This is a genomic window from Burkholderia sp. HI2500, from assembly GCF_002223055.1.
Taxonomy (GTDB): Bacteria; Pseudomonadota; Gammaproteobacteria; order Burkholderiales; family Burkholderiaceae; genus Burkholderia.
This window is the reverse complement of the sequence record NZ_NKFL01000004.1, coordinates 1,386,007-1,407,434: the sequence shown is the minus strand read 5'-3', so window position 1 is coordinate 1,407,434 and position 21,428 is coordinate 1,386,007. Positions and strand designations below refer to the sequence as shown.

The following is a 21,428-nucleotide window of genomic DNA, read 5'->3' as shown; positions in this document are numbered from 1 at the left end:
AGCGGTATGGATCGAAGAAAGCGGCAGCGGCACGTCGAAGCGTACCGCCGCCGTCATGCCGCCCGACGCGTTGTCGCGTCAGGCGACAGGCATCACGCGGATGCCGCGGCCTCCGCCGACGCCGGCGACCAGCCGCCGCCGAGCGCGCGGTACAGCGTGATCGCATTCGCGAGCCTGAGTTGCTTGAGCCGGATCAGCTCCTGCCCCGACTCGTACGTGCTGCGCTGCGCGTCGAGCAGTTCGAGATACGTCGCGACACCGCCCGCGTAACGGCGCTCGGCGAGCTTCAATCGCGCACCGTCGGCCGCATACACGTCCTGTTGCGCGGCAAGCTGGCGATCGATCCAGTCGCGCGCGGCGAATGCGTCGGCCACTTCGCGGAACGCGGTCTGCACCGTCTTCTCGTAATCGGCGACCGCGATGTGCTTGCGCGCGTTCGCGACGTCGAGGTTCGCCTGATTGCGGCCGCCCGCGAAGATCGGCAGCGTGAGGCGCGGCGCGAACGTCCACACGCTCGTGCCGCCGGCGAACAGGCTCGAGAACGCATCGCTGACCGAGCCGTAGTCGCTCGTCAGCGTGATGCGCGGGAAGAACGCCGCGCGCGCGGCGCCGATCTGCGCATTGGCGGCCTTGAGCCGTGCCTCTGCCTGCCGGATGTCCGGCCGCCGTTCGAGCAGCGCACTCGGTGCGCCGGGCGCGACGGGCGCGATCGACAGTGCGTCGAGCGCAGTGGTGTCATCCGGCACGTTGCGCGCGAAGTCGCCCGCGAGCAACTGCAGCGCCCGCACGGACTGCGCATGCTCGCGCTCCAGCGCGGCCTGCGACGCGCGCGCGGATGCCACCAGCATCTCGGCCGAGCGCAGCCCGATCGCGTCGCTCGTGCCGGCCGCATAACGCCGCTGCGTGAGCGCGGCCATGCGTTGGCGCGCATCCAGCGTGCGCTGCGCCAGCGCGAGTTGCTCGTGCAGCGAGCGCTCCGACACATACGCGCCGGCCACGTCGGCGATCACGCCGATGCGTACCGTGCGTTGCGCGTTGGCCGTCGCGAAATATTCGGCGAGCGCCGCGTCCGACAGGCTGCGCACGCGGCCGAACAGGTCGAGCTCGTACGCGCTGACGCCGACGCCCGCGCGATACAACCCGCTGATCGCGCTCTCGCGCACGACCGGGTCGTACTGGCGCGTACGGTCATAGCCCAGGTTCGCATCGACCGACGGCATCCGGTCCGCGCGCTGCACGCCGTACAGCGCGCGCGCTTCCTCGAGGCGGCCGGCCGCGACCCGCAGGTCGCGGTTGTTCGCGAGCGCCGCGTCGATCCACGCCTGCAGCGCGGCATCGGTAAAGTAGCTGCGCCAGTCGTCGAGCAGCGCGGCGTCGGCGGGCGACACCTCGGCCGCGGGCGCGGCACTGCCGTCGACCGGCGTATAAGTCGCCGGCACCGGCGCCGCCGGCCGCTCGTAACGCGGCGCGAGCGTGCAGCCGGCCAGCGCGAGCGCGGCGGCCAGCGCAACCTGGGCCCGCAGCGCGGCGCGTGCATTGAGCGCAAACATCATTGAGAACCCTCCATCGTCGCCGGCTGGGCCCCGCCGCGCCGGCGCGGGCCGACGTCGAACAGGCGGCCGACGATCACGAAAAACAGCGGGACGAGGAACACCGCGAGCACGGTCGCCGTGATCACGCCGCCCAGCACGCCGGTGCCGATCGCCATCTGCGCGCCGGACGCGGCGCCCGACGCGAACGCGAGCGGCAGCACGCCGACACCGAACGCGAGCGACGTCATCACGATCGGCCGCAGCCGCAGGCGCGCGGCCTCGAGCGCCGCGTCGACGAGCGACATGCGCTGCGCGACCAGGTCCTTCGCGACTTCGACGATCAGAATGGCGTTCTTCGCGGACAACCCGATCGTCGCGATCAGCCCCACCTTGAAGTAGATGTCGTTCGGCATCATCCGCAGCGTGACGCCGAGCACCGCGCCGATCACGCCGAGCGGCACGACCAGCATCACCGCGAACGGAATCGACCAGCTCTCGTAGAGCGCCGCGAGCGCGAGGAACACGACGAGCACCGACAGCGCGAACAGCATCGGCGCCTGCGCCCCCGACAGTCGCTCCTCGAACGACTGCCCCGACCACGAGAAGCCGGTGCCGGCCGGCAGCTTCCCGGCGAGCCGCTCGATCGCGGTCATCGCCTCGCCGCTGCTGTGGCCTGCCGCGGCCGAGCCGTTGATCGTGAACGACGGAAAGCCGTTGTAGCGCGTGAGCTGCGGCGGCCCGAGCGTCCAGTGCAGCGTCGCGAACGCCGCGAGCGGCACCATCTCGCCGCGCGTGTTGCGCACGCGCAGCTTCTTCACGTCGTCCGGATCGAGCCGGTGCAGCCCGTCGGCCTGAACGATCACGCGCCGCACCTGCGTGCCGTGCATGAAGTCGCCGATATAGTCGGAGCCGAACATCACCGCGAGCGTCGTGTTGATCTCGTCCATCGACACGCCGAGCGCGGACGCCTTCGCGCGATCGATGTCGAGCTTCAGCTGCGGCGCGTCCTGCGTGCCGGCGAACATCAGGTCGGTCAACGCCGGATCCTTGCGGCCCGTCTCGAGCAACTGCTCGCGCGCGGCGCTGAACGTCGCGTAGTCGAGCCCGCCGCGGTTCTGCAGCCGGAAGTCGAAGCCGCTCGACGAACCGAGATCGGGCAGCGCCGGCGAGTTCATCGCGAACACCGTCGTGTTCGGCGTGCTCGCGAAGCGCTCGTTGATGCGCGCGATGATCGCCTGCACGTGCGCGTCTTCGTTCTTGCGCTCCTTCCAGTTCTTCAGCGTGACGTAGATCATCCCGCCGTTCGGGCCTTCACCGTACAGGTTGAAGCCGCCGAGCGCGTACGTGAACGCGATCGGCTCATCGCGGCGGATGGCCGACTCGACTTCCCGCACGCTCTGCATCGTTTCCGCGAGCGGCGTGCCTTGCGGCCGGATCACCATCACCATGAAGTTGCCCTGGTCCTCGTCCGGCAGGAACGCGGTCGGCAGCTGCGTGAGCATCAGTGCCGCGGCGCCGGTCAGTGCACCGTAGACGACGAGCCAGCGCACCGGCTTCTTCAGCATCGCGCCGACGCGCGTCGCATAGCGCTGCGTCGCGTTCGCGACGAAGCGGTTGAACCAGCCGAAGAAGCCGCGCTTCTCGTGATGGTCGCCCGACACGGGCTTGAGCAGCGTCGCGCACAGCGCGGGCGTCAGCGACAGTGCGAGGAAGGCCGAGAAACCGATCGACACCGCGAGCGACAGCGCGAACTGCCGGTAGATGTTGCCCACCGCGCCGCCGAAGAACGCCATCGGCAGGAACACCGACGTCAGCACCACGGTGATCCCGATGATCGCGCCGCTGATCTGCTTCATCGCCTTGACGGTCGCGTCGTAAGGCCCGAGCCCCTCCTCGACCATCAGCCGCTCGACGTTCTCGACCACGACGATCGCATCGTCGACGAGGATGCCGATCGCGAGCACCATCCCGAACATCGTCAGCACGTTGATCGAGAAACCGGCCGCATACATCACGCCGAACGTGCCCGCGAGCGCGACCGGCACGACGAGCGTCGGGATCAGCGTCGCACGCAGGTTCTGCATGAACAGGAACATCACGAGGAACACGAGCACGCCGGCCTCGATCAGCGTCGTGACGACCTTGTTCATCGATACGCGCACGAACGACGACGTCTCGTACGGGATCTGGTACTTCACGCCCGGCGGGAAATACGCGGACAGCTCGTCCATCGTCGCGCGCACGCGCTTCTCGGTGGAGACCGCGTTCGAGCCCGGCGCGAGCTTGATGCCCATCCCGGTCGCGACCTTGCCGTTCACGTACGACGGATAGTTGTAGTCGTTGCCGCCGAACTCGATGCGTGCGACGTCGCGCAGGTAAAGCGCGGCGCCGTCGGCCTGCGTGCGCAGCGCGATCGCGCCGAAATCGGCCGGCGTCTTCAGCGGCGCATCGGCGAGCACGGTCGCCGCGATCGGCGCGCTTTCCGGCACCGCGGCGCGGCCGATATCGCCGATCGTCACGCGCGCGTTGTGCGCACGCACGGCCGATGCGATATCCGACGCGGTGAGGCCGTGACCGGCCATCTTCACCGGGTCGGGCCAGATCCGCATCGCGTACTCGGTGCCCCAGACCTGCACCTTGCCGACGCCCTCGACGCGACGCAGCGCCTGCACGACGTTCGCCGACGCATATTCGCCGAGCTGCACGGCGGTCATCCGCCCGTCGTCGGACGTCAGCGACACCACGAGCTGGATGTTGTCGGCGGCTTTCTCGACCTGGATGCCGTCGCGTCGCACCGGTTCCGGCAGCCGCGCCTCGACCGTCTTCAGCCGGTTCTGCACTTCGACGGCCGCGAGATCGGCGTTCACCCCCTGCTTGAACGTCAGGTACAGCGACGCCATCCCGGCGCTGCTGGTGGCCGACGTGTACATCAGCCCCGGCGCGCCGTTCATTTCGCGCTCGATCAGCGCGGTCACCGATTCCTCGACGACCTGCGCGGACGCGCCCGGGTACGTCGCATAGAGGCTGACGACGGGCGGTGCGATGTCCGGGTACTGCGCAACGGGCAGCGCGCGGATCGCGAATGCGCCGCCCAGCATGATGAAAATTGCGATCACCCACGCGAAGACGGGGCGATCGATGAAGAAACGTGCCATGGTGGTGTGGTGTTGACCAGTCAGGTTTGACGGGCGGCCGCCTGCGAAGCGGCCGCTGCCGGCACTGCCTTCGACGGCGGCGCCTGCTCGACGGGCTTGACGTCCGTGTCGGGCGCGAACTGCGCGGCGTTGTCGACGATCACGCGCTCGCCGCCCGCGAGGCCGCGCGTGATGCGCCAGTCATGGCCGCTCATCTGGTCGGCCGTGACCTCGACGTCCTTGACCTTGCCGTTCGTGCCGACGACCCGCACCGACGTGCGGTCGGCCGTGCGCAGCAGCGCATCGCGCGGCACGAGGATCGCCCGCTGGTCGACCGCCGTGTCGAGCGCGATCCGCACATACGCGCCCGGCAGCAGCTCGCGCTCCGGATTCGGGAACAGCGCGCGCATCGCGACGGTGTCGGTGGTCGGATCGACCGCGAGATCGCTGAACAGCAGCTTGCCCTTCAGCGGATACGCGGTGCCGTCGGCGCGCAGCAGCGTCACCGCGATGTCGTGCTGCGCGATGCCCGTCGCCCGCCCGCTCTTCACCGCGCGGCGCAGCGCGTCGACGTCGGCGGCCGGCTGCGAGAAGTTCACGTAGATCGGATCGAGCTGCTCGACGGTCGTGAGCGGCGTCGCCTGGTCCTGGCCGACGAGCGCGCCTTCGGTCACGAGCGCGCGCCGGGCGCGGCCCGCGATCGGCGCGGTGACGGTCGCATAGTCCAGCTGCAACTGCGCCCGCGCGAGTTCCGCCTTCGCGGACGCGACGTCGGCCTTCGCCTGCGTGTCGGCCGCGACGGCCTCGGTGTGGTCGCGTTCGCTCACCGCGCGGTCGCGCACGAGATCGTCGTAACGGCGGCGCTTGTCGCTCGCCGCGAGCGCGGCGGCCTGCGCCTTCGCGAGCGCGCCCTGCGCGGCGTCGCGCGCGGCCTTCAGCGGTGCGGGATCGATGCGGAACAGCACCGCGCCCTGCTTCACTTCCTGGCCTTCCTCGTAGGTGCGCGCGGTCACGATGCCCGCGACCCGCGCACGCACTTCCGCCTGCCGGTACGCGTCGAGCCGGCCCGGCAATTCGACGGTCATCGGCACGGCCGTCGGGCGCACCGTCACGACCGTCGCCTGCTTCGCGGCCTCCGCCGCGGCGTCCTTGTCGCCCTTTCCACATCCGGCCAGGGCCAGCACGGCCGCCAGCGCGAACGGCGCCAGTCGGTGGCGCAACAGGGAGCGATTGTTATTCATGTGTGACCTCGGATCGTTCGCCACCGATAAAATGCGGCGGCTCAGGGTGGCCGATTATAATCAGTCACGACTGATTAAATACGCGCCGCTTCAATCTGACCGCCACACTGTCTCAATAAAACGACAGCGAACTGTAAGGAATTTCAGGACATGGCCCGCAAGACCCGCGAAGAATCGCTCGCCATCAAGCACCGGATCCTCGACGCCGCCGAGCTCGTGCTGCTCGAGAAAGGCGTGGCGCAAACCGCGATGGCGGACCTCGCCGAGGCCGCCGGGATGTCGCGGGGCGCCGTCTATGGCCATTACCGCAACAAGATGGAAGTGTGTCTTGCGATGTGCGACCGCGCGTTCGCGCGCACGTCGGAAGGCTTCGACGCGGGCGAAGGGCTACCCCCGCTCGCCACGCTGCGGCGCGCCGCGTCGCACTATCTGCAGGAATGCGGCGAGCCGGGCCCGATGCAACGCGTGCTCGTGATCCTCTATACGAAGTGCGAGCAGAGCGAAGAGAACGGCGCGCTGCAGCGGCGCCGCATGCTGCTCGAATTGCAGATGCTGCGGATCACGAAGGCGCTGCTGCGCCGCGCGATCGCGGCCGGCGAAGTCGCCGCCGATCTCGACGTGCACCTGGCCGCCGTCTATCTCGTGTCGTTGCTCGAAGGCGTGTTCGCGTCGATGATCTGGACCAACCGGCTGCGCGGCAACCTGTGGAACGACGCCGAGGCCATGCTCGACGCCGGCTTCGACACCGTGCGCACGTCCGCCGCGCTGCGAAGCCGCGCGCACAAATTGCCGGACTGACGGAATTTGTCGTAATAAATGCTGATTTAACCCGATTTACCGCACTGCGAAACGAATGAGCTGACCCCCTTTAAAATTTTTAACGTTTCGCGGAACATCGGTAGACTGACGCTGTCATCTTTCTTTAGCGTCTTCGTGATAACCGGGTACGACCCGGCATGCACGCCGCCGTTCGAAGCGGGTCCGCCCCGCGCGTTGGGTCGAACGGAAACGATACAGGCCCCTGGCGGGGCCTGTTTTGTTGCACGCCCGCCGCCCGCCCCGTCGCTGCCCGACGGATGTGCCGCCGGTGGACCCTGCCCACACCCCCTTTGAACCGCTTTCCTGGATGTGGACACCTTGGTCAAGTCTGCCGCTACCCCTGATGCTTTCGCGCCCGGCCGCGCGCAGCGCATTGCGCGCGCGCTCGTGCCGGCCGCCGTGCTCGGCGCCCTCGCCGCACTCGGCCTCGCCGCGCTGCCGGCCGTGTCGCAACTGCCGGGCGCCGTCGATTCGGGCACGGCCGCGCTGCCGCAGCGCGTGCTGTCCGACACGCCGTTTCCCACCGCGCAGCATTTCGTGACGAGCGAGCTCGCCCGCACGATCGGCGAGCGCAACGATGCCGGCGAACGCAACGACCGCAGCCAGCAGCCGGGGCTGTTCGCGCCGCTCAGCGCGCACCGCAACGAGATGCTCGGCTACGCGAACCTGTTCCAGTTCGCGGCCCCTGAAAACCAGCACGGGATGCGCGCGGGCGACATCGAACTCACGCTGTCCGATACGCTGAACCATCTCGACGTGCCGCCCGAGGTGCGCATCCAGCTCGGCGATCTCGTCAGCGGCAAGGTCGCGATGCGGGCGAGCGCGCAGCGCGGCGACTACTACCGCGTCGCATTCAATATGAGCGACGGCACGCCGCGCCTCACCGCGCTCGAACTGCGCGTCGCCGGCCGCACGTTCGGCGCGATCTGGTTCCGCGCGCCGGGCGCCGAGCACGGCGCGTACTACGCGCTCGACGGCTCGCCGCTCGAAGCCGCCGCCTTCACGATGCCGGTCAAGTGGACACGCATCAGCTCGTTCTTCGGCGAACGCATTCACCCGCTGTCGCAGGCGATGGCGTTCCACACGGGCGTCGATCTCGCCGCGCCGAGCGGCACGCCCGTCGACGCGGCAGCCGACGGCGTCGTGTCGTTCGTCGGCACCGATCCGGGCGGCTACGGCCGCTACGTGATCGTCGATCACGCCGATGGGTACTCGACCTACTACGCGCATCTGTCCGCGTTCGCGCATGGCCTCAAGACGGGCGAGACCGTGAAGCAGGGTCAGCGCATCGGCTCGGTCGGGATGACCGGCGCCGCGACGGGCCCGCACCTGCACTTCGAGGTGCGCGTCGCGAACAATCCGGTCGATCCGCTCGTCACGCTCGCGAGCGCGCAGACGGCGCTGTCCGACATGCAGCTCACCGCCTTCCGCCAGGAAGCGGCGCAATGGCGCTTCCGTCTCGCGTCGATCCGTACGGCACCGTTCGCGTTCGCGCAGAACGACGGGCCGCTGTGGGGCGATTTCGCGACCGATTCATCGACGCTGCGCGCCGTCTTCAATACGCATTACTCGGCATCGTGATGCACGTGCTGCGCGCCGTTGCTCGACTCGCAGCGGCGCGCAGCAGGCCCCCCAACCTTCCTTGCCCCTGCGCGCCGGGCCTGACCTGCCTGACGTGCTGTCCGCTGCGCGGATTCAACGACACGCCATCTTCGGCCATTCGAAACGGCCGCGGCATGCCGCTATCGCGCGGGTTCCGTATACTCGGCCGCCGCGTGCGCCGCACGTTCCGCGCGCGGGCGCCGCGACAACAGCCAGCGGGCCCCACCGTCGAGCGACGTGCACAGCACCAGGTAGATCAGCGCGACGAACAGGAAGATCGGCGCCGGATACACCATCAGCCGGTTGTTCACCTGCGTCGCGACGAACGACAGCTCCGGCACGCCGACGATATACGCGAGCGACGTGTCCTTCACGAGCGCGACCCACTGGTTGACGAACGACGGCGTCATGATGCGGATCGCCTGCGGCAGCAGCACGTAGCGCACCGTCTGCCAGCGCGTGAGCCCGAGCGACAGCCCGGCCTGCCATTGCCCGTCGCCGGCCGCGACGATGCCCGCATGCACCGCGTGCGCGAGATACGCGCCGCCGATCAGCGCGAGCGCGCATACGACCGTCGCGAGCCCCGGCACGTCCATGTGCAGCAGCATGGGCATCAGGAAGTAGGTCCAGAAAATCAGCATCAGCACCGGAATCGCGCGGAAAAAGCCGATGAACGCGAGCAGCAGCACGCGCACGGGGCCGCGCGCGAGCGCCATCGCAACGCCGAGCGCGATGCCGAGCACGGCCGACGCGGCGGCCGACGCGATCGCGAGCAGCAGCGACAGCGCGGCGCCGCCGAGCGGCCCTTCCGGGAACGCGCCGACGAGCAGGTACGGCAGATTGGCGAACAGCAGCGAAAGGTCCATCGTCAGCGCCCCGCTCCCAGCCGGTCGCGCCATTGCGTGGCCGCATACGCGCCCGCTTCGATCGCGGCCACCGCCGCGACGTACAGTACGGTTGCCACGCCGAAGGCGGCGAACGTCTTGAATGTCTCGGTCTCGACCTGCCGCGATGCATACGACAGCTCGGCCACGCCGATCGCCATCGCGAGCGACGAGTTCTTCACGAGATTCATGTATTGGCCGAACAGCGGCGGCAACGCGATGCGCACCGCCTGCGGCAGCACCACGTAACGCAGCGACTGCATCGGCGTGAGGCCGAGCGCGGCCGCCGCATCGTGCTGCGCGCGCCGCACGCCGCGCAGGCCGGCTTCGCACTCCTCGGCGACGAACGCGGCGGTATAGGCGCTCAGCCCGACCCAGCCCGCGACGAATTCGAACGACGGCCACGCGAGCGTGAACGGGCCGATGCTCAACGCATGACGCGCGTTCAGCCACGTGATCCAAGGTTCGGGCAGCAGCGACGCGACACCGAAATACCAGAACAGCAACTGCACGAGCAGCGGCGTGTTGCGGAACGTGACGACGTACGCGGCCGCCACCGTGCGCGGCACCGTGCCGCGCGCATGCCGCATGACCGCGAGCAACAGCCCGCCGGCGGTCGCGACGACGGCCGACGCGGCCGCGAGGCCGAGCGTCAGCAGGAAGCCCTGCCAGAGCCAGGACAGGTATTTGGGAGCCAACCCGAGCATGCTGTGTTGAGGGCGCGAAGCGCGCGATCGGAAGAAAACGAAAAGCGCCGCGCGGCCGATGATGCTTTGGCCAGTCGCGGCGCGCGTGCGATGCGGATCAGGTCTTGTCGCCGATCCGGAAGATGCGCGTGAGCGGCGTCTTCGTCGTCGGCCCGAACCATGCGTCGTAAATCTGCACGGCGCGGCCGTTCGCCTCGAGCCCCTTCAGCGTGTCGTTGACGAAGCCGAGCAGGCGCGTCTCGCCCTTCGGCACGCCGACGCCCATGTAGTCGTTCGAGATCGTGAACGCCGGGATCTCGTAGTTCTGCTTGTCCGGCACGTTCGCGAGCAGTCCGATCAGCTTCGGGCCGTCCTGCGTGATTGCCTGCACGTTGCCGGCGCGCAGCGCGGCGAACGCGAACGGCGTGTCGTCGTACGCGACGATCGTCGCCTTCGGGAATTTCTCGCGCAGCGTGATCTCGTTGGTCGTGCCCTTGTCGGCGCCGACGCGCAGCGCGTTCAGCTGGTCGGCCGATTTCAGCACGCCCTTCTTCGCGAGAAACTGCTGGCCCGACGAGAAATACGGAATACTGAAATCGACCTGCTTCGCGCGCTCTTCGGTAATCGTGAAGTTCGCGAGCACGAGATCGACCTTGCCGGACGTCAGGAACGGAATGCGGTTCGCCGGATTGGTCGGCTGGAGCTGCAGCTTCACGCCGAGCTTGTCGGCGAGTGCCTTCGCGTAGTCGACGTCGAGGCCGACGATGTGATTGCTTTTGCCGTCGACATAGCCGAACGGCGGGTTGCTGTCGAACGTCGCGACGCGCAGCACACCGGCCTTCTTGATGTCGTCGAGACGGTCCGCATGCGCGACGGTGCCTGCGGTGATGAGCGCGGCTCCGACGAGCCACGTAGCGAGCGTGTGGAATTTCATGAGCACGACCTGATTTGTTATGAAGGCCGCCGCGGATCGCGCGGCGGCCCGGTTCGAGAAATATCGCAGCTCAGTGTTGCCGCGAAGCCGCTAACGTACCAGCGCATACCGCGAATCCGAACCAACAAATGGTGCTTTGCTCAGCGGGTTTCGTGATGAGGCCGGGCCGTGCGCCGCCTTCACGGAAACGTAAACGAAAATTCCGCGCCGCCGCCCGCATAGCCGGGCGCCAGCTCCGCATCCGCCCCGGTACGGATGTACTGCGCGCGCAGCGGCATCACGGCCATGTCGCCCGTGCGCTGCATCGGATACTCGATCGCCGCACCCGGCTCGCCGTACGCGATCCGCTCGCCGGTCAACCCGTTCGTCATCACGATGTTGAACCCGCGCGCGACCGTCTGGCCCGCCGGCGCGCTCAGTTGCAGCAGCGTCTTGTCCGGATTCGGCTGCGCAGCCTTGTCGCGGAAGCTGATCGACGGCTTTGCCGACGCCGCGCACTGGCTGAGCGCGATATCGAAACCGACCGGCCTCGACGTCGCGTTCAGGCTGGGAAATCGATTGATCGCGAAATTGCCGAGCGTCACCGGCACGATCCAGTTCGACGTGATCTCGCAGCGGTTCGGCACATGAATCTCGCACTCGCTGCCGATGCACACGTTGCCGACGCCGACAAAGGCCTTCATCTGCTTGCACAGATTGGGCGGCGTCGTCGACTCCGGCACCGTCACCGGGCTGCCGACCGACGCAACGCCTTTCGGGAAGTCGATCGCATAAATCGCGACGGTCGGATTGCCCGGCAGGTTCTTGACGACCAGCTTGCCCTGCGGCAACTGCGAAACCGGCTTGTCGAGTACCAGAAACTGCCGGAAGCGCATCATCCGCAAGTCGGCACCACCTGCGTTCGAGCGAATGAGGTCGTGCTTCGCGGTCACCATCGGATCCGCACCTTGCTGCAGCGTACGCTCGACGTCGTCGCCGGACACGCCGGCCCATTTGAAGCCGATGCCGTTGACGTTCGTCTGCGCGACGCCATTCGCGACGATACTGCCCGACGCCCAATGTGCCGCAGTCACGAGTTCATGCGCCGTCGGCGCCGTGCCGTACTTGAACGAGACCATGAGCGAAACGGTGCGTTGATACAGGATTGAATTTTGCGGTGTCGTACTCGTCAGCGGCGTCATCATGCGCCAAGGTGACGCCTCGATGTTGCTGAAACTGCAATCCAGCGCCGTTGCGCCACTGCTGCCTTGCGCCATGACGTGCGTGCCGAATGCCAGCACCAGGTATCCCGCCATCGCGAGGCGATGCATCGCCCGGCCGACTCGCCCCGGCCTGCGCCCTTGAATCGTCTTCATGCTGCCCTACCTTTGTATCGGCGGCGGGCGCCGGTCATGCTCGCCCGCCGCCTGTTGTATTACTCGATCACACCCAGATTGAGGCCGGCGATCTTCTGCAGCCCAGCCTCGCCGGATGCGATGCTGTTGCGGAAAATGCCGCGGTTGATGCCGACGAGGCCGCCGAAGGTCTGGGTCGACGATCCGTTGACCCGCCCGTTCGCGGCAGAGCGCTCGACAAGCCCCGCGTTCAGGCCGATCAGGCCGCCGAGCGTCGCGTAACACCCGGCGCCGACCGTCCCAGATGCCGACGCATCGCGCACCGCGCCGAGGTTTTCGCCGGCAAAGCCGCCCACCGTGCTCGACGAACCGCCCATCACGTTGCCGGTTGCCGACGCGGCCTCGATCGTGCCGGACGTCGCGTTGGTGCCGGCGAAACCGCCCACCGACGCACCGGCCCCGGCGGACACGTCGCCGCTCGCATCGACGTTGCTCAGTTCGGCCGCGTTGGTGCCGACGAAGCCGCCCGTCTTGCTGTAGTTACCGCCCGTCGTCTTGCCGCGCGCGACCGCATGAGCAATCTGGCCGCCGAGATGACTGCCGACGAAGCCGCCATTGCTGCCCTGACCGCCGCTCACCGTACCGTGCGCTTCCGCCATGTCGATGAATGCATTCGCGCCGAGGTTGATGCCGACGAAACCCCCCGTCGAACCGGTCGACGCGCTTGCGACGCCGCCCAGCGCCTTGCTGTCGGTCACCGTGCCCTGGTTCAGCCCGACAAAGCCGCCGATCGCTTGCGCATATCGGCCGTCGACGAATCCGCTTGCGCTCGACTTGACGATCTTGCCGGTATTGAGGCCGACGAGCCCGCCCGCCGTACCGCCCGAGCCGCCTGTCACACGCCCCAGCGCGGCCGAGTCGTCGATCGTGCCGAGCAGGTTCGCGCCCACGAGCCCGCCGACGTTCACGCCGGCAATATTGGCGCCCGATGTGGTCCCGCGACTCGTCGACCTCAGAATGTCGCCGCCCCGGTTCACACCGACGAGACCACCGATCGAGGCGAGATTCGATGCGCCGCCGAATACGGTCGCGTTGGACTCGCTGTCGGACACGATCCCGGCAAGCTGATCGACGCGGTTCTCGCCGACCAGACCGCCAACGGCATACGACATGCTGTTGCCCGACACGGATCCGGCAAACGACGCCTGGGAAATCTCGCCGCTGTTGATGCCGACCAGCCCGCCCAGTGCATTGCTGCGGTTGGCGCCCGCACTCACCTGCATGCCCGTCGCGGTCACGTTCGAGATCTTGCCGGCGTTTTCGCCGACCAGCCCGCCGATGGACACCGGACCGACGCCCGACGCGGCGCTGACGCGCAACGACTTCAGGTTGAGGTTGGCAAGGGTGCCCGTGTTGCGGCCGAACAGCCCCGCGTACGGATCGCTGCTCGTGATGGTGAGGTTGCTGATCGTGTTGCCGAGGCCGTCGAACACGCCGGAGAACGACGCGCCCGAACCGATGGTCTTGAACGTGGTGCACGAATAATAGGAACAGTAACCGGCGATGTTGTTGCCGAGTACGTACAGACCGTCGAGATTCGTATTGACGGCCTGCAGCTGCTGCAGGTTCTGGATCACGGTATAGCGATAGCCGTTCTACTCGAAGCCGGCCCCGGCCCCCGACAGCGTCACGGCCGCGCCGCCCGAGAGCAACTGCGCGACACCGTAGTCGAGCGTCAGCAGCGCATTCGTGCCGGTCAGCGCGATCGGCGCCGCGATCCGCACGTTCTTCCGTGCGTCGATGGCCACGCGCGCATTCGCGCCGGTTGCCCGCAGCGCACCGTTGACCGACACGTCGCCCTGCCGGCTGGCCAGCGTCAACCGGTTGCCACTGGCCCAGGTCACCGGCCCGTCGACCGACGTCCGGCCGCGTTCGGCGACCAGCTCGACATCGGTGGTCGCGAGATTGCGCGACAGCGTGTCGGCCACGATCGTCCCGGCCTGGTTCGCGCCTGCCGTGACCGACACGTCGGACGACGCGATGCGCCAGTTGCCGCCGCGACCGTTGGTCGCGCGCGTATCGACCATCGCACCGAGCGCCACCTTCACGTCGGCACCGCGCGTGACGACCGTGCCGCCGTTGCCCGGCGTCGTCGCGCTCGCGTTCAGCACGCCCGCGACGTTGACGGTGCCGGCGTCGTAACCGTCCAGCGAGATCCGGCCTGCCGTATTCCTGAGCGTGCGCGCCTCGATCGTGCCCTGGTTGTTGACCACCGTGCGCAGCACCGTATCGGCGGTCTTCGCGCTCATCAGCACCTGCCCGCCATCGGCTTTCAGCAACTGCTCGTTGCTGACCAGCGCGTTGACGATTCCCTGGTCGATCTGCACGCTGAGCAGCTTGCTGCCGTCGAAGTTCAGCGTGGCGTCGCTGCCCGCCGCCAGCGCGACGGTACCCATCTGTGCCTGAACGATCCCCCTGTTGAATACTCTTGCGCCGAGCAGCGCGATCGAGCCGCCTTCGCTCGCCACGAGATTGCCTGCGTTCTGCACTTCGCTCGGAGACTGGCCGGAGAACCGGAAGCGGCCTGCTTCGAAGTCTTCGTTCTTGATATCCAGCGTCGTCGCCACCAGGCCGCCGACATTGACCTGCGCGCCCTTGCCGAACAGGATGCCGTTCGGATTGACGAGGAACACGCGGCCGTTCGCGTCGATGTTGCCGTAGATCGCGCTGCCGTCCTGGCTGACGACCCGGTTCAGCGCGATCGACGTCACGGACGGCTGGTTGAACGTGACGCGCTGCCCCTTGTCGACGTTGAACGACTGCCAGTCCGTCACCAGCTTGTCGGTGTGCTGGTTGACCGACATCTGCTGCCCGTTGTCGTAGCGCAGAATGTCGGCCTTCCCGGACACGATGTTCTCGCCCGTCGGCAGCGCATGCACGGACGTCGCCGCGCTACCCGCAAGCAGTGTCGCCACCGCGACGACGCGCGCGCGCATCGTGGACTTGCCGTGCCGGCGTACCCGTTCGCCGACTGCCTGCCAAACGCCCTGCCTGGCGTTCCATACCAAAGCGTATGTCTTGTTCATGCTCGTTTTCCTTGTTGTGGTTGAAACCCTGTCGATGCCCCGACAGGACGGGTACTGCAAGCACTGACGGTCCGTCGGTCACGGCGGCGCGAACCGCGCCCGGTATTCGTTCGATGTGCCGCTATCGTCGACGGCGTCGAACACGATCTCGGCGTCCCCTTTCCCGTCGAGCTGCGTGCCGGCCGGAATCTCGGCCCGACCGAACGGCGCGACGTCCACCGCGCGGCTCGCCGACAAGACGGGTTCGCCGTTCAGCAGCACGCGCGTCAGCGTCACGTAGTACGGTGTGGGATTGGTGGCGACGATCGTGGCAGCAGCCTGCCGGTTCGCGCGCGTCCAGGTCAGTGCATTTGGCGCACGATCCGGATCGCCGGCCAGGCCGGGTGGTCGATACAGGAGCTTCATGCGCAGCCGGTAAGCGATGCGCAGGGTGTTGTCGTGCGTCGGCACGGCCGGCGGCACTTCGAGCACATTGATCCAGAAACAGGATTCCCGGTCAGTCGGCAAATCGCCGCCGATGGACTGCACGCGAATCGCCAGCGGCCGAGCCGGATCGAGTCGCACGAGCGGCGGCGTCACGACGAACGGCACGCGCAGGCGGTCGGGATCGGCATTCGCGTCGCCCACGTCGAGCCACGCCTGAACCAGGATCGGCTCAGCGCCACCGTTGCGCGCGAGGATCGTCAGCGCACGCGCATCGCCGGGATAGACGAAGCGGGTGCCGACCACGGACAGCGCCGCGTGGCCGGTGACTGCGCCGACGCTCGCCGCGCAAGCCACCACCGCCGCGCGCACGATCCTCGCAGCGCGGGTCGTGGCGACGGCTCGGCACGACGATCGGATAACCACCGGTGCGGGAAGGAAATCGTGACCGTGCATCGAACTATTGCCCCTCGCCACGGCCTGGAGCGAGCGGCGCCGTCACGGGGATCGCACGGCAGACGCGCGTCAGCGTCACGTAGCCGCGCGCGGTCCGCTCCTGCGGCGACACCGAGTAGTCGATCACGCACTGCTGATCAGCACGCGTGCCCCATTCGACGCGAATTTGCCCGTCGTCGTCGGCGCTGCGCGCCAGCAGGAGACTGCCCTGCCCGACCGCGCCCAGCATGGCGCCGGTGCGGGTATCGAGCGCACGCGCCGCGAACGGCAACGGCCGGCCGTCCTCGGTCTGCGCGTCGATCAGCAGCGCGCGCGCCTTCAGCGTGTCGTACGACAGCATGACGACCGATCCCGAGCGCGGCGCGACGCTGCGCGATGTCGTCTTGAGTTCGACATCGTCCGGAATATCCTTCGGATCGAGGTCGACCTGGTTGAGCTGATACGGTGTGAGGCTCGGCACGATCGCGTAGCCGAACCGGTTGACGCGTGCGTTCGTGTTCGCCACCAGGGCGCCGCGCGCGTGCGGCGCGTGCACGACGCCGATCGTCTCGCTCAGGGTTGGCGCGAGCGTCAGGCCGCCCGGGTGCAGCACCACGGCGCCCGCCGCGTTCGCAGACGCCTGCTGATAGTCGCGCCCGAGGCCGATGTTCGCCGACACCGACGCAACCGGCAGTTGGTAGCCCACGCCGAAACTGCCCGACGACGCGCGGTTGTTGCCGTCGTAGCTCGACGACAGCGAGTACGATCCATCGCTGCGCTCGCCGAAACGCCCGGCCAGGCTCGCCGTGGCGCTCGTGCCGTTGCTGCTGTCACGCGTCATCAGCGTGCTGAAGATCGGCGCGCGCCGCGAGTCGCGTCCGAGCGGAATCGAAACGTTCACGCTGACGAGCGTGCTGCCCGCCCCGCCGCCGGACGACGCGTAACGGGTGGACAGGTTGCGCACGCGCTGCACCGACGCGGTCACGGTCGCATCGCGCCATTGCGTGCTGTAGCCGAGCGTGAAGCTGAGCGATTGCCCGCCTCCCGCCCAGTAGCTGAGCGCCGATCCGTTCGCGTAGACGCTGCCCGATCGCCCGATCTGCTGACTCACGTTGAGATCGACCCGATTGCGCAGCCGCGCGAATGCCTCGGCGCCCACGCGCTGATCGCTCCGGCCGTTCAGTACTAACGCATCGCGCAGGCCGAGATAGCCCTTGGTCGAGTAGCGATACGCGAGCAGCGAAAAGTTCGTGCCGCTATTCGGCAGGTTCTTGCTGTAAGACACCCGAATACTCGAACCGCTCAGGCGCTCGCTGCCTGGCGGCTGGGTTCGCGCGATCGTGACGTCTGCGGCGAAGCCGCCGATCGGCGTATTGAGCCCGACGCCCATCAGTACCGACTGGTAGCGGTTTGCAAACGCGGCGCCGCCATAGGCCGTCAGTGCATTGTTGACGCCGCGTTGCACCGTGAACTGGCCGACGTACTGCGTGCCGATGTCGCCACCGAGCTCGATCGCCCGGCCCGCCATCGCGCTGAACCGTGTGCGGCCGGGACGCAGCAGCTGGACCGTCGTCGCGAACGGCACCACGAAGCTGCGTGTCTCGCCGTTGGCCTCGGTCACTGTCACGTTCAGATCGCCGCCGTAGCTCATCGCCTGCAGGTTGTCGATCGCGAACGGCCCCGGCGCGACCGTCGTCTCGTGAACGAGATAGCCGCGTTGATGGATCGTCACCTTGGCATTCGACTGTGCGACGCCACGCACGACCGGCGCGTAGTAGCGCTGCTCGTCGGGAAGCATCCGGTCGTCGCTGTCGATCTGTACACCGCGGAACGACACGGCGTCGAACAGCGCGCCGCTGGTCGAACTCTCGCCGGCCAGCAGTTGCGCGTGCCAGTCGGGCAAATCGGTTTGCGCGTAGATGTAGCCGCGCTGGTAGCGGGCACCCCCGCGCTGCGACCACGTGAGGTTGCCGTTGTGGCGAATCCGGAACCGTCCGGCGCTGGCCGCCATCGAGAGCCCCGTGTAGAGCTGCGAGGATTCGTAGCCGCCCGAACGCGTCGAAAATACACTGGCGTTGTAGCTCAGCAGCGCGGCCGGCACACCGTTCGTCCAGTTCGCCGGATCGACGTAGCTACTTTGACTGGCGACGCGCATGTAGAACTGCGGCACCGTCAGATACAGCTTCTGCTCCGCCGCGTCGAACGACAATGCGGCCCCCGGTACGTAGCGGGAAGGTGTGTCGCAGATCAACCCGTCGGGCAGCGGATTCGGCGGCTGGCTGCCGTCCTGGCCCCGTGCGCTCCGCTCGAGGTCGACACCGGCGCGCTGCAACAACAGCCGGTCGTAGCAAGGCTGCACGTCATCGCGCGCATCGTGGCGGAACGTGATCTCTTCCACGCCGCGCCACTGCCCGTTGACGATCAGGTCTGCACGATGCTGCCCCGGCACGACGGCGTTCGGACGTTCGAACGGCGTCGTATCGATCGGCCCGCTGTCGGGGCCGTGCATCAGCATCGAATCGTCGAAATGCGTCTTGCCGGTTGCCGGCGATGCGCCGGTGGTCTCGCGGCGCGCGTCGTCCCGCACGACCGTGTCGACGGTATCCGCGACGGCATTCGCCCCCGACGCCATCGCGACCGACGCAAATACCGAAGCGACTGCCAGCAGGCACGGCCGCTTCGGCAGCCGCGGGGCGAGGTCCGGCGCGCATGAATAATAAAAACCTGCTGAACTGCGCATGTGGATACATTAATTTCGCATACCGAATCGATAATGCGGATCGGTATGCCGGGTCGTGCCTGCTGGATGCGTTGCGTGAAAAAACTGCTCAGTCGGTCAGTTTCTTTGTTATCGTGCTGCGGCCGCCGTAGTCGTCGATGGTCATGTAGCGCACGGTCGTCGGGCGTTGCGACGGCATGACGCCCGGCAACGGAAAGCGCTGGGCACCGAACGGCTCGACCATCCCGCCACCGGCCTCGACGAAAGCGCCGCCAACCTCGCCCTCGACCTTGCCGAACGACACGTAATACGGCGTCGGATTGGACACCTCGAGCGCGACCGGGTGCCTGCCCGCATGCGCCGCACCGTCAGCCACCTTCCAGACCAGCTTGTTCTCCGCCATCCCGACGTCGTTCGCCAGCGCCGAGGGCCGGTAGAACAATTTGATACGGGTTCGGAAGGCAAAGCGCAGTTGGTTGTCCGCGTCTTGCTGCACCGTCGGCACCTCGAGCACATTCAGCCAGAACACCGATTCGCGATCGGTGGGCAGCGACGCCTGCATGTTCGTGATGCGCAATACGGCGCCCCGCCCGGCTTCGACGCGCACCAGTGTCGGCGCAACGACGAACGGCGTGCGCATCTTCTCGGGCGGAACGTCGACGCGACCATCGTCGATCCAGCTCTGCGCGAGCACCGGTTCCGTACCGGAATTTTCCATCCGGACCGTCACGTCGCGAGCCCGCTCGGGAAAGATCACGCGGGTACCGTTCAGCAGTAGAGCCGCCTGCGCCAGCGTGGCGCAGGCAGCCCACGCCACGACACCGGCCACGACTCTTGGATAAGGAATCCGAATTGACAATGTCATGACGTGTAATGGGAACGAGACCGATCAGTGATAAGCGAGTATGTACCGGATGAACGAGTTACCGGAACCGGTCTTGATGCCAGCCGGCAAGGCCGTCGACACGTATGCCGCCTTGTAGGTCAGGGTCGCGGTGTTGTTCGCGACGGTCGCGATCTGCGGGTCGGTCTGCGGCGTGCCGAGCATGATCTTGCCGTTCTTGGTGTTACCCGCGTCCTTGATCTGGATTTCGATCCCCTCCGCCGGCTTGGTGCCGATGAGCTTCAGGTTGCCGGTCGACGGGTTGATGTTGACCGACACCGGATCGAACTCCATCACGACCTTCGTGCCGTTGGTACAGCCCGTATTGCCGCCGATCTTGACACTGAACTCGACGTCATTCGACGTCTTGCCGATCACGTCGAACATGGCCGGGTTGATGCGATCGCCAAGTTGTACCTCTTGCCGATTGCTGGAGCCAGGTGCCTGGCCGTTGACGTTGCAGGTCACGTCGGAGATGCTGCCGTAGAAGGCCAGCTCGCCGTCGAACGCGTGGGCAAGCGACGGTACCAGCGCAGCGCTGGCGATGCCTGCTGCAACGCAACCCCGAAGCAAGTTCATTTTCATCTTTGGAATTCCTCTCAAATGAATGATTTTTCGAAAACAGTCCGATCGACTCAGGAATTTCCGGAGGAGCTCAAATTCCCGAAATACAGATCGCATCGCGCCTTCTCGAATAAATGAATTTTTATCCCGAAAAACGACGACATCGCAATTCTATTGGCCCGTAAATTTTTCTCAAATAGTACGAGTAAGAAATATGAACTCCTTTTATCCTCCCCTCGGGTGACGACGATCGCGACCGGCAGGCCTGGTTCATCGAACTTGAGCTGCAAGCAGGATGCACGTACCACTGGCGATTCGGTATCGCGCATCGTACAGACTCCTGGAAATTAACAATTGATTGGATTATTTCTAATCCAAATGGCCATGTGAACCAGATAATATTGACAACCCGCCATTTATCAGCGTTAAAAATAAGAAAAGTCCGATCCCCGCTTTCGAACATGAGTGGGCCGCGCAAGATCGCGCATCGACATGTTGCTCGGGTTTTCGAATTCGACTTCTCGTCACGGCGTCGCATTTCACCGAGAACGCGGGAAGTCAAATCGCACACGAACCGGCTGCATGCGACGCCGCTTGCGGACAGGAAACTGTTGGCGTATGGAAGGGGTGAAGACCCGTCGCTTCGCGACGAGATGCGCGTTGCCGCACAGGCCCGGAGCGCGGCACCGCGCCGTGTCCTGCCGCTACATCACCCGACGAGCGCGGTCGCCGCCTCGTCGATCAATGCTGCGACCGCCACCGGCTTCGACACGAGCGACGCATGGCTTGCATCGAGCGTGATGACCTTGCGCGCGTCCATCCGCGCCGACATCCGCTGCTGGTTCTCCGGCGCGATCATCCGGTCTTCGCTCGAGATCTGGTACCACGACGGTTTCACGCGCCAGGCCGGCGCGTGAATGGTGTCCGCGAAGGTGCTCGCCCCCGGCGCCTTCTGCGTGACGGCCGTCACGAGCGCTTCTCTTCTTGACATGGCATGTCATCAAACCGTCACCGGCCCGGCCGATCAGGACCGTCGCGCGGACATGCAGCAGCCAGCACAGGCGAGCCGACGGGCGCGACCAATTCCGCCGAGACCGGCGTGAGACGCAGCGCACCAAAAAAGACGCCCGCTGCAAGCAGCGGGCGCGAATC

At 66.9% G+C, this 21,428-nt stretch carries 16 protein-coding genes and 1 pseudogene; 2 read left to right on the top strand and 15 right to left on the bottom strand.

Features of this window, described 5'->3' with window-relative positions; all coding sequences use genetic code 11:
- Positions 1-92: 92 nt before the first annotated feature.
- Genes CFB45_RS09320 through CFB45_RS09310 form a run of 3 tightly spaced genes read right to left on the bottom strand, consistent with a single transcriptional unit; the run spans position 93 to position 5,907 of the window.
- A complete protein-coding gene (locus CFB45_RS09320; RefSeq protein WP_089425373.1) occupies positions 93-1,550 on the bottom strand; it encodes an efflux transporter outer membrane subunit in 1,458 nt (485 codons plus the stop codon).
- A complete protein-coding gene (locus tag CFB45_RS09315) occupies positions 1,550-4,687 on the bottom strand; it encodes a multidrug efflux RND transporter permease subunit (protein ID WP_089425372.1) in 3,138 nt (1,045 codons plus the stop codon). The genes CFB45_RS09320 and CFB45_RS09315 overlap by 1 nt, the downstream gene beginning before the upstream one ends.
- 20 nt (positions 4,688-4,707) lie before the next feature.
- Complete coding sequence (locus CFB45_RS09310) at positions 4,708-5,907, bottom strand: MexX/AxyX family multidrug efflux RND transporter periplasmic adaptor subunit (RefSeq protein ID WP_089425371.1); 1,200 nt, start codon at positions 5,905-5,907, stop codon at positions 4,708-4,710.
- 150 nt (positions 5,908-6,057) lie between these two features.
- Here CFB45_RS09310 and CFB45_RS09305 point away from each other — a divergent pair, with 150 nt between their 5' ends.
- Positions 6,058-6,705, top strand: a complete 648-nt coding sequence (locus tag CFB45_RS09305) for a TetR family transcriptional regulator (RefSeq protein ID WP_089425370.1) — start codon at positions 6,058-6,060, stop codon at positions 6,703-6,705.
- Between the two features lie 339 nt (positions 6,706-7,044).
- Positions 7,045-8,307: a M23 family metallopeptidase gene (locus tag CFB45_RS09300; RefSeq protein WP_089425369.1), complete on the top strand. Its 1,263-nt coding sequence runs from the start codon at positions 7,045-7,047 to the stop codon at positions 8,305-8,307.
- Positions 8,308-8,468: 161 nt separating this feature from the next.
- Here the strand turns inward: CFB45_RS09300 and CFB45_RS09295 are convergent, their stop codons facing one another.
- The 12 genes and pseudogenes from CFB45_RS09295 to CFB45_RS09250 form a co-directional block, all read right to left on the bottom strand.
- Positions 8,469-9,194, bottom strand: coding sequence for an amino acid ABC transporter permease (locus CFB45_RS09295; protein ID WP_089425919.1), 726 nt, complete (start codon positions 9,192-9,194; stop codon positions 8,469-8,471).
- Positions 9,195-9,196: 2 nt separating this feature from the next.
- The gene (locus CFB45_RS09290; RefSeq protein ID WP_089425368.1) at positions 9,197-9,919 is read right to left on the bottom strand and encodes an amino acid ABC transporter permease; all 723 of its coding nucleotides are present in this window, start codon (positions 9,917-9,919) and stop codon (positions 9,197-9,199) included.
- A 97-nt stretch (positions 9,920-10,016) separates the two neighbouring features.
- A complete protein-coding gene (locus CFB45_RS09285) occupies positions 10,017-10,832 on the bottom strand; it encodes an ABC transporter substrate-binding protein (protein WP_089425367.1) in 816 nt (271 codons plus the stop codon).
- A 179-nt stretch (positions 10,833-11,011) separates the two neighbouring features.
- The gene (locus CFB45_RS09280; RefSeq protein WP_089425366.1) at positions 11,012-12,187 is read right to left on the bottom strand and encodes a fimbrial protein; all 1,176 of its coding nucleotides are present in this window, start codon (positions 12,185-12,187) and stop codon (positions 11,012-11,014) included.
- A gap of 59 nt (positions 12,188-12,246) precedes the next feature.
- A complete protein-coding gene (locus CFB45_RS39405; protein WP_256978189.1) occupies positions 12,247-13,803 on the bottom strand; it encodes a GLUG motif-containing protein in 1,557 nt (518 codons plus the stop codon).
- Positions 13,804-13,821: 18 nt separating this feature from the next.
- Complete coding sequence (locus CFB45_RS39400) at positions 13,822-15,252, bottom strand: two-partner secretion domain-containing protein (protein ID WP_256978187.1); 1,431 nt, start codon at positions 15,250-15,252, stop codon at positions 13,822-13,824.
- 78 nt (positions 15,253-15,330) lie between these two features.
- Complete coding sequence (locus CFB45_RS09270; protein WP_256976595.1) at positions 15,331-16,047, bottom strand: fimbrial biogenesis chaperone; 717 nt, start codon at positions 16,045-16,047, stop codon at positions 15,331-15,333.
- Positions 16,048-16,135: 88 nt separating this feature from the next.
- Positions 16,136-18,850, bottom strand: coding sequence for a fimbria/pilus outer membrane usher protein (locus CFB45_RS09265; protein ID WP_256978186.1), 2,715 nt, complete (start codon positions 18,848-18,850; stop codon positions 16,136-16,138).
- Between the two features lie 88 nt (positions 18,851-18,938).
- Positions 18,939-19,658 (bottom strand): fimbrial biogenesis chaperone, encoded by a 720-nt coding sequence (locus tag CFB45_RS09260; RefSeq protein WP_256978184.1) that lies wholly within the window; start codon positions 19,656-19,658, stop codon positions 18,939-18,941.
- A 60-nt stretch (positions 19,659-19,718) separates the two neighbouring features.
- Entirely contained in the window at positions 19,719-20,297 is a 579-nt protein-coding gene (locus tag CFB45_RS09255) for a fimbrial protein (protein WP_089425363.1), read from the bottom strand.
- A gap of 50 nt (positions 20,298-20,347) precedes the next feature.
- Positions 20,348-20,605 (bottom strand): hypothetical protein, encoded by a 258-nt coding sequence (locus CFB45_RS38280; protein WP_144025189.1) that lies wholly within the window; start codon positions 20,603-20,605, stop codon positions 20,348-20,350.
- 380 nt (positions 20,606-20,985) lie between these two features.
- Positions 20,986-21,267, bottom strand: a pseudogene (locus tag CFB45_RS09250) (alpha/beta fold hydrolase); the annotation flags it as partial.
- Positions 21,268-21,428: the final 161 nt, after the last annotated feature.

Excerpts from the sequence above, each read along its gene's own strand:
- CFB45_RS09290 (WP_089425368.1), bottom strand. The coding sequence starts at position 9,919 with ATGCTCGGGTTGGCTCCCAAATACCTGTCCTGGCTCTGGCAGGGCTTC.
- CFB45_RS09265 (WP_256978186.1), bottom strand. The coding sequence starts at position 18,850 with ATGCGCAGTTCAGCAGGTTTTTATTATTCATGCGCGCCGGACCTCGCC.
- CFB45_RS09285 (WP_089425367.1), bottom strand. The coding sequence starts at position 10,832 with ATGAAATTCCACACGCTCGCTACGTGGCTCGTCGGAGCCGCGCTCATC.
- CFB45_RS38280 (WP_144025189.1), bottom strand. The coding sequence starts at position 20,605 with ATGCGCGATACCGAATCGCCAGTGGTACGTGCATCCTGCTTGCAGCTC.
- CFB45_RS39400 (WP_256978187.1), bottom strand. The coding sequence starts at position 15,252 with ATGAACAAGACATACGCTTTGGTATGGAACGCCAGGCAGGGCGTTTGG.
- CFB45_RS09255 (WP_089425363.1), bottom strand. The coding sequence starts at position 20,297 with ATGAAAATGAACTTGCTTCGGGGTTGCGTTGCAGCAGGCATCGCCAGC.
- CFB45_RS09305 (WP_089425370.1), top strand. The coding sequence starts at position 6,058 with ATGGCCCGCAAGACCCGCGAAGAATCGCTCGCCATCAAGCACCGGATC.
- CFB45_RS09315 (WP_089425372.1), bottom strand. The coding sequence starts at position 4,687 with ATGGCACGTTTCTTCATCGATCGCCCCGTCTTCGCGTGGGTGATCGCA.
- CFB45_RS09280 (WP_089425366.1), bottom strand. The coding sequence starts at position 12,187 with ATGAAGACGATTCAAGGGCGCAGGCCGGGGCGAGTCGGCCGGGCGATG.
- CFB45_RS09295 (WP_089425919.1), bottom strand. The coding sequence starts at position 9,194 with ATGGACCTTTCGCTGCTGTTCGCCAATCTGCCGTACCTGCTCGTCGGC.
- CFB45_RS09310 (WP_089425371.1), bottom strand. The coding sequence starts at position 5,907 with ATGAATAACAATCGCTCCCTGTTGCGCCACCGACTGGCGCCGTTCGCG.
- CFB45_RS09320 (WP_089425373.1), bottom strand. The coding sequence starts at position 1,550 with ATGTTTGCGCTCAATGCACGCGCCGCGCTGCGGGCCCAGGTTGCGCTG.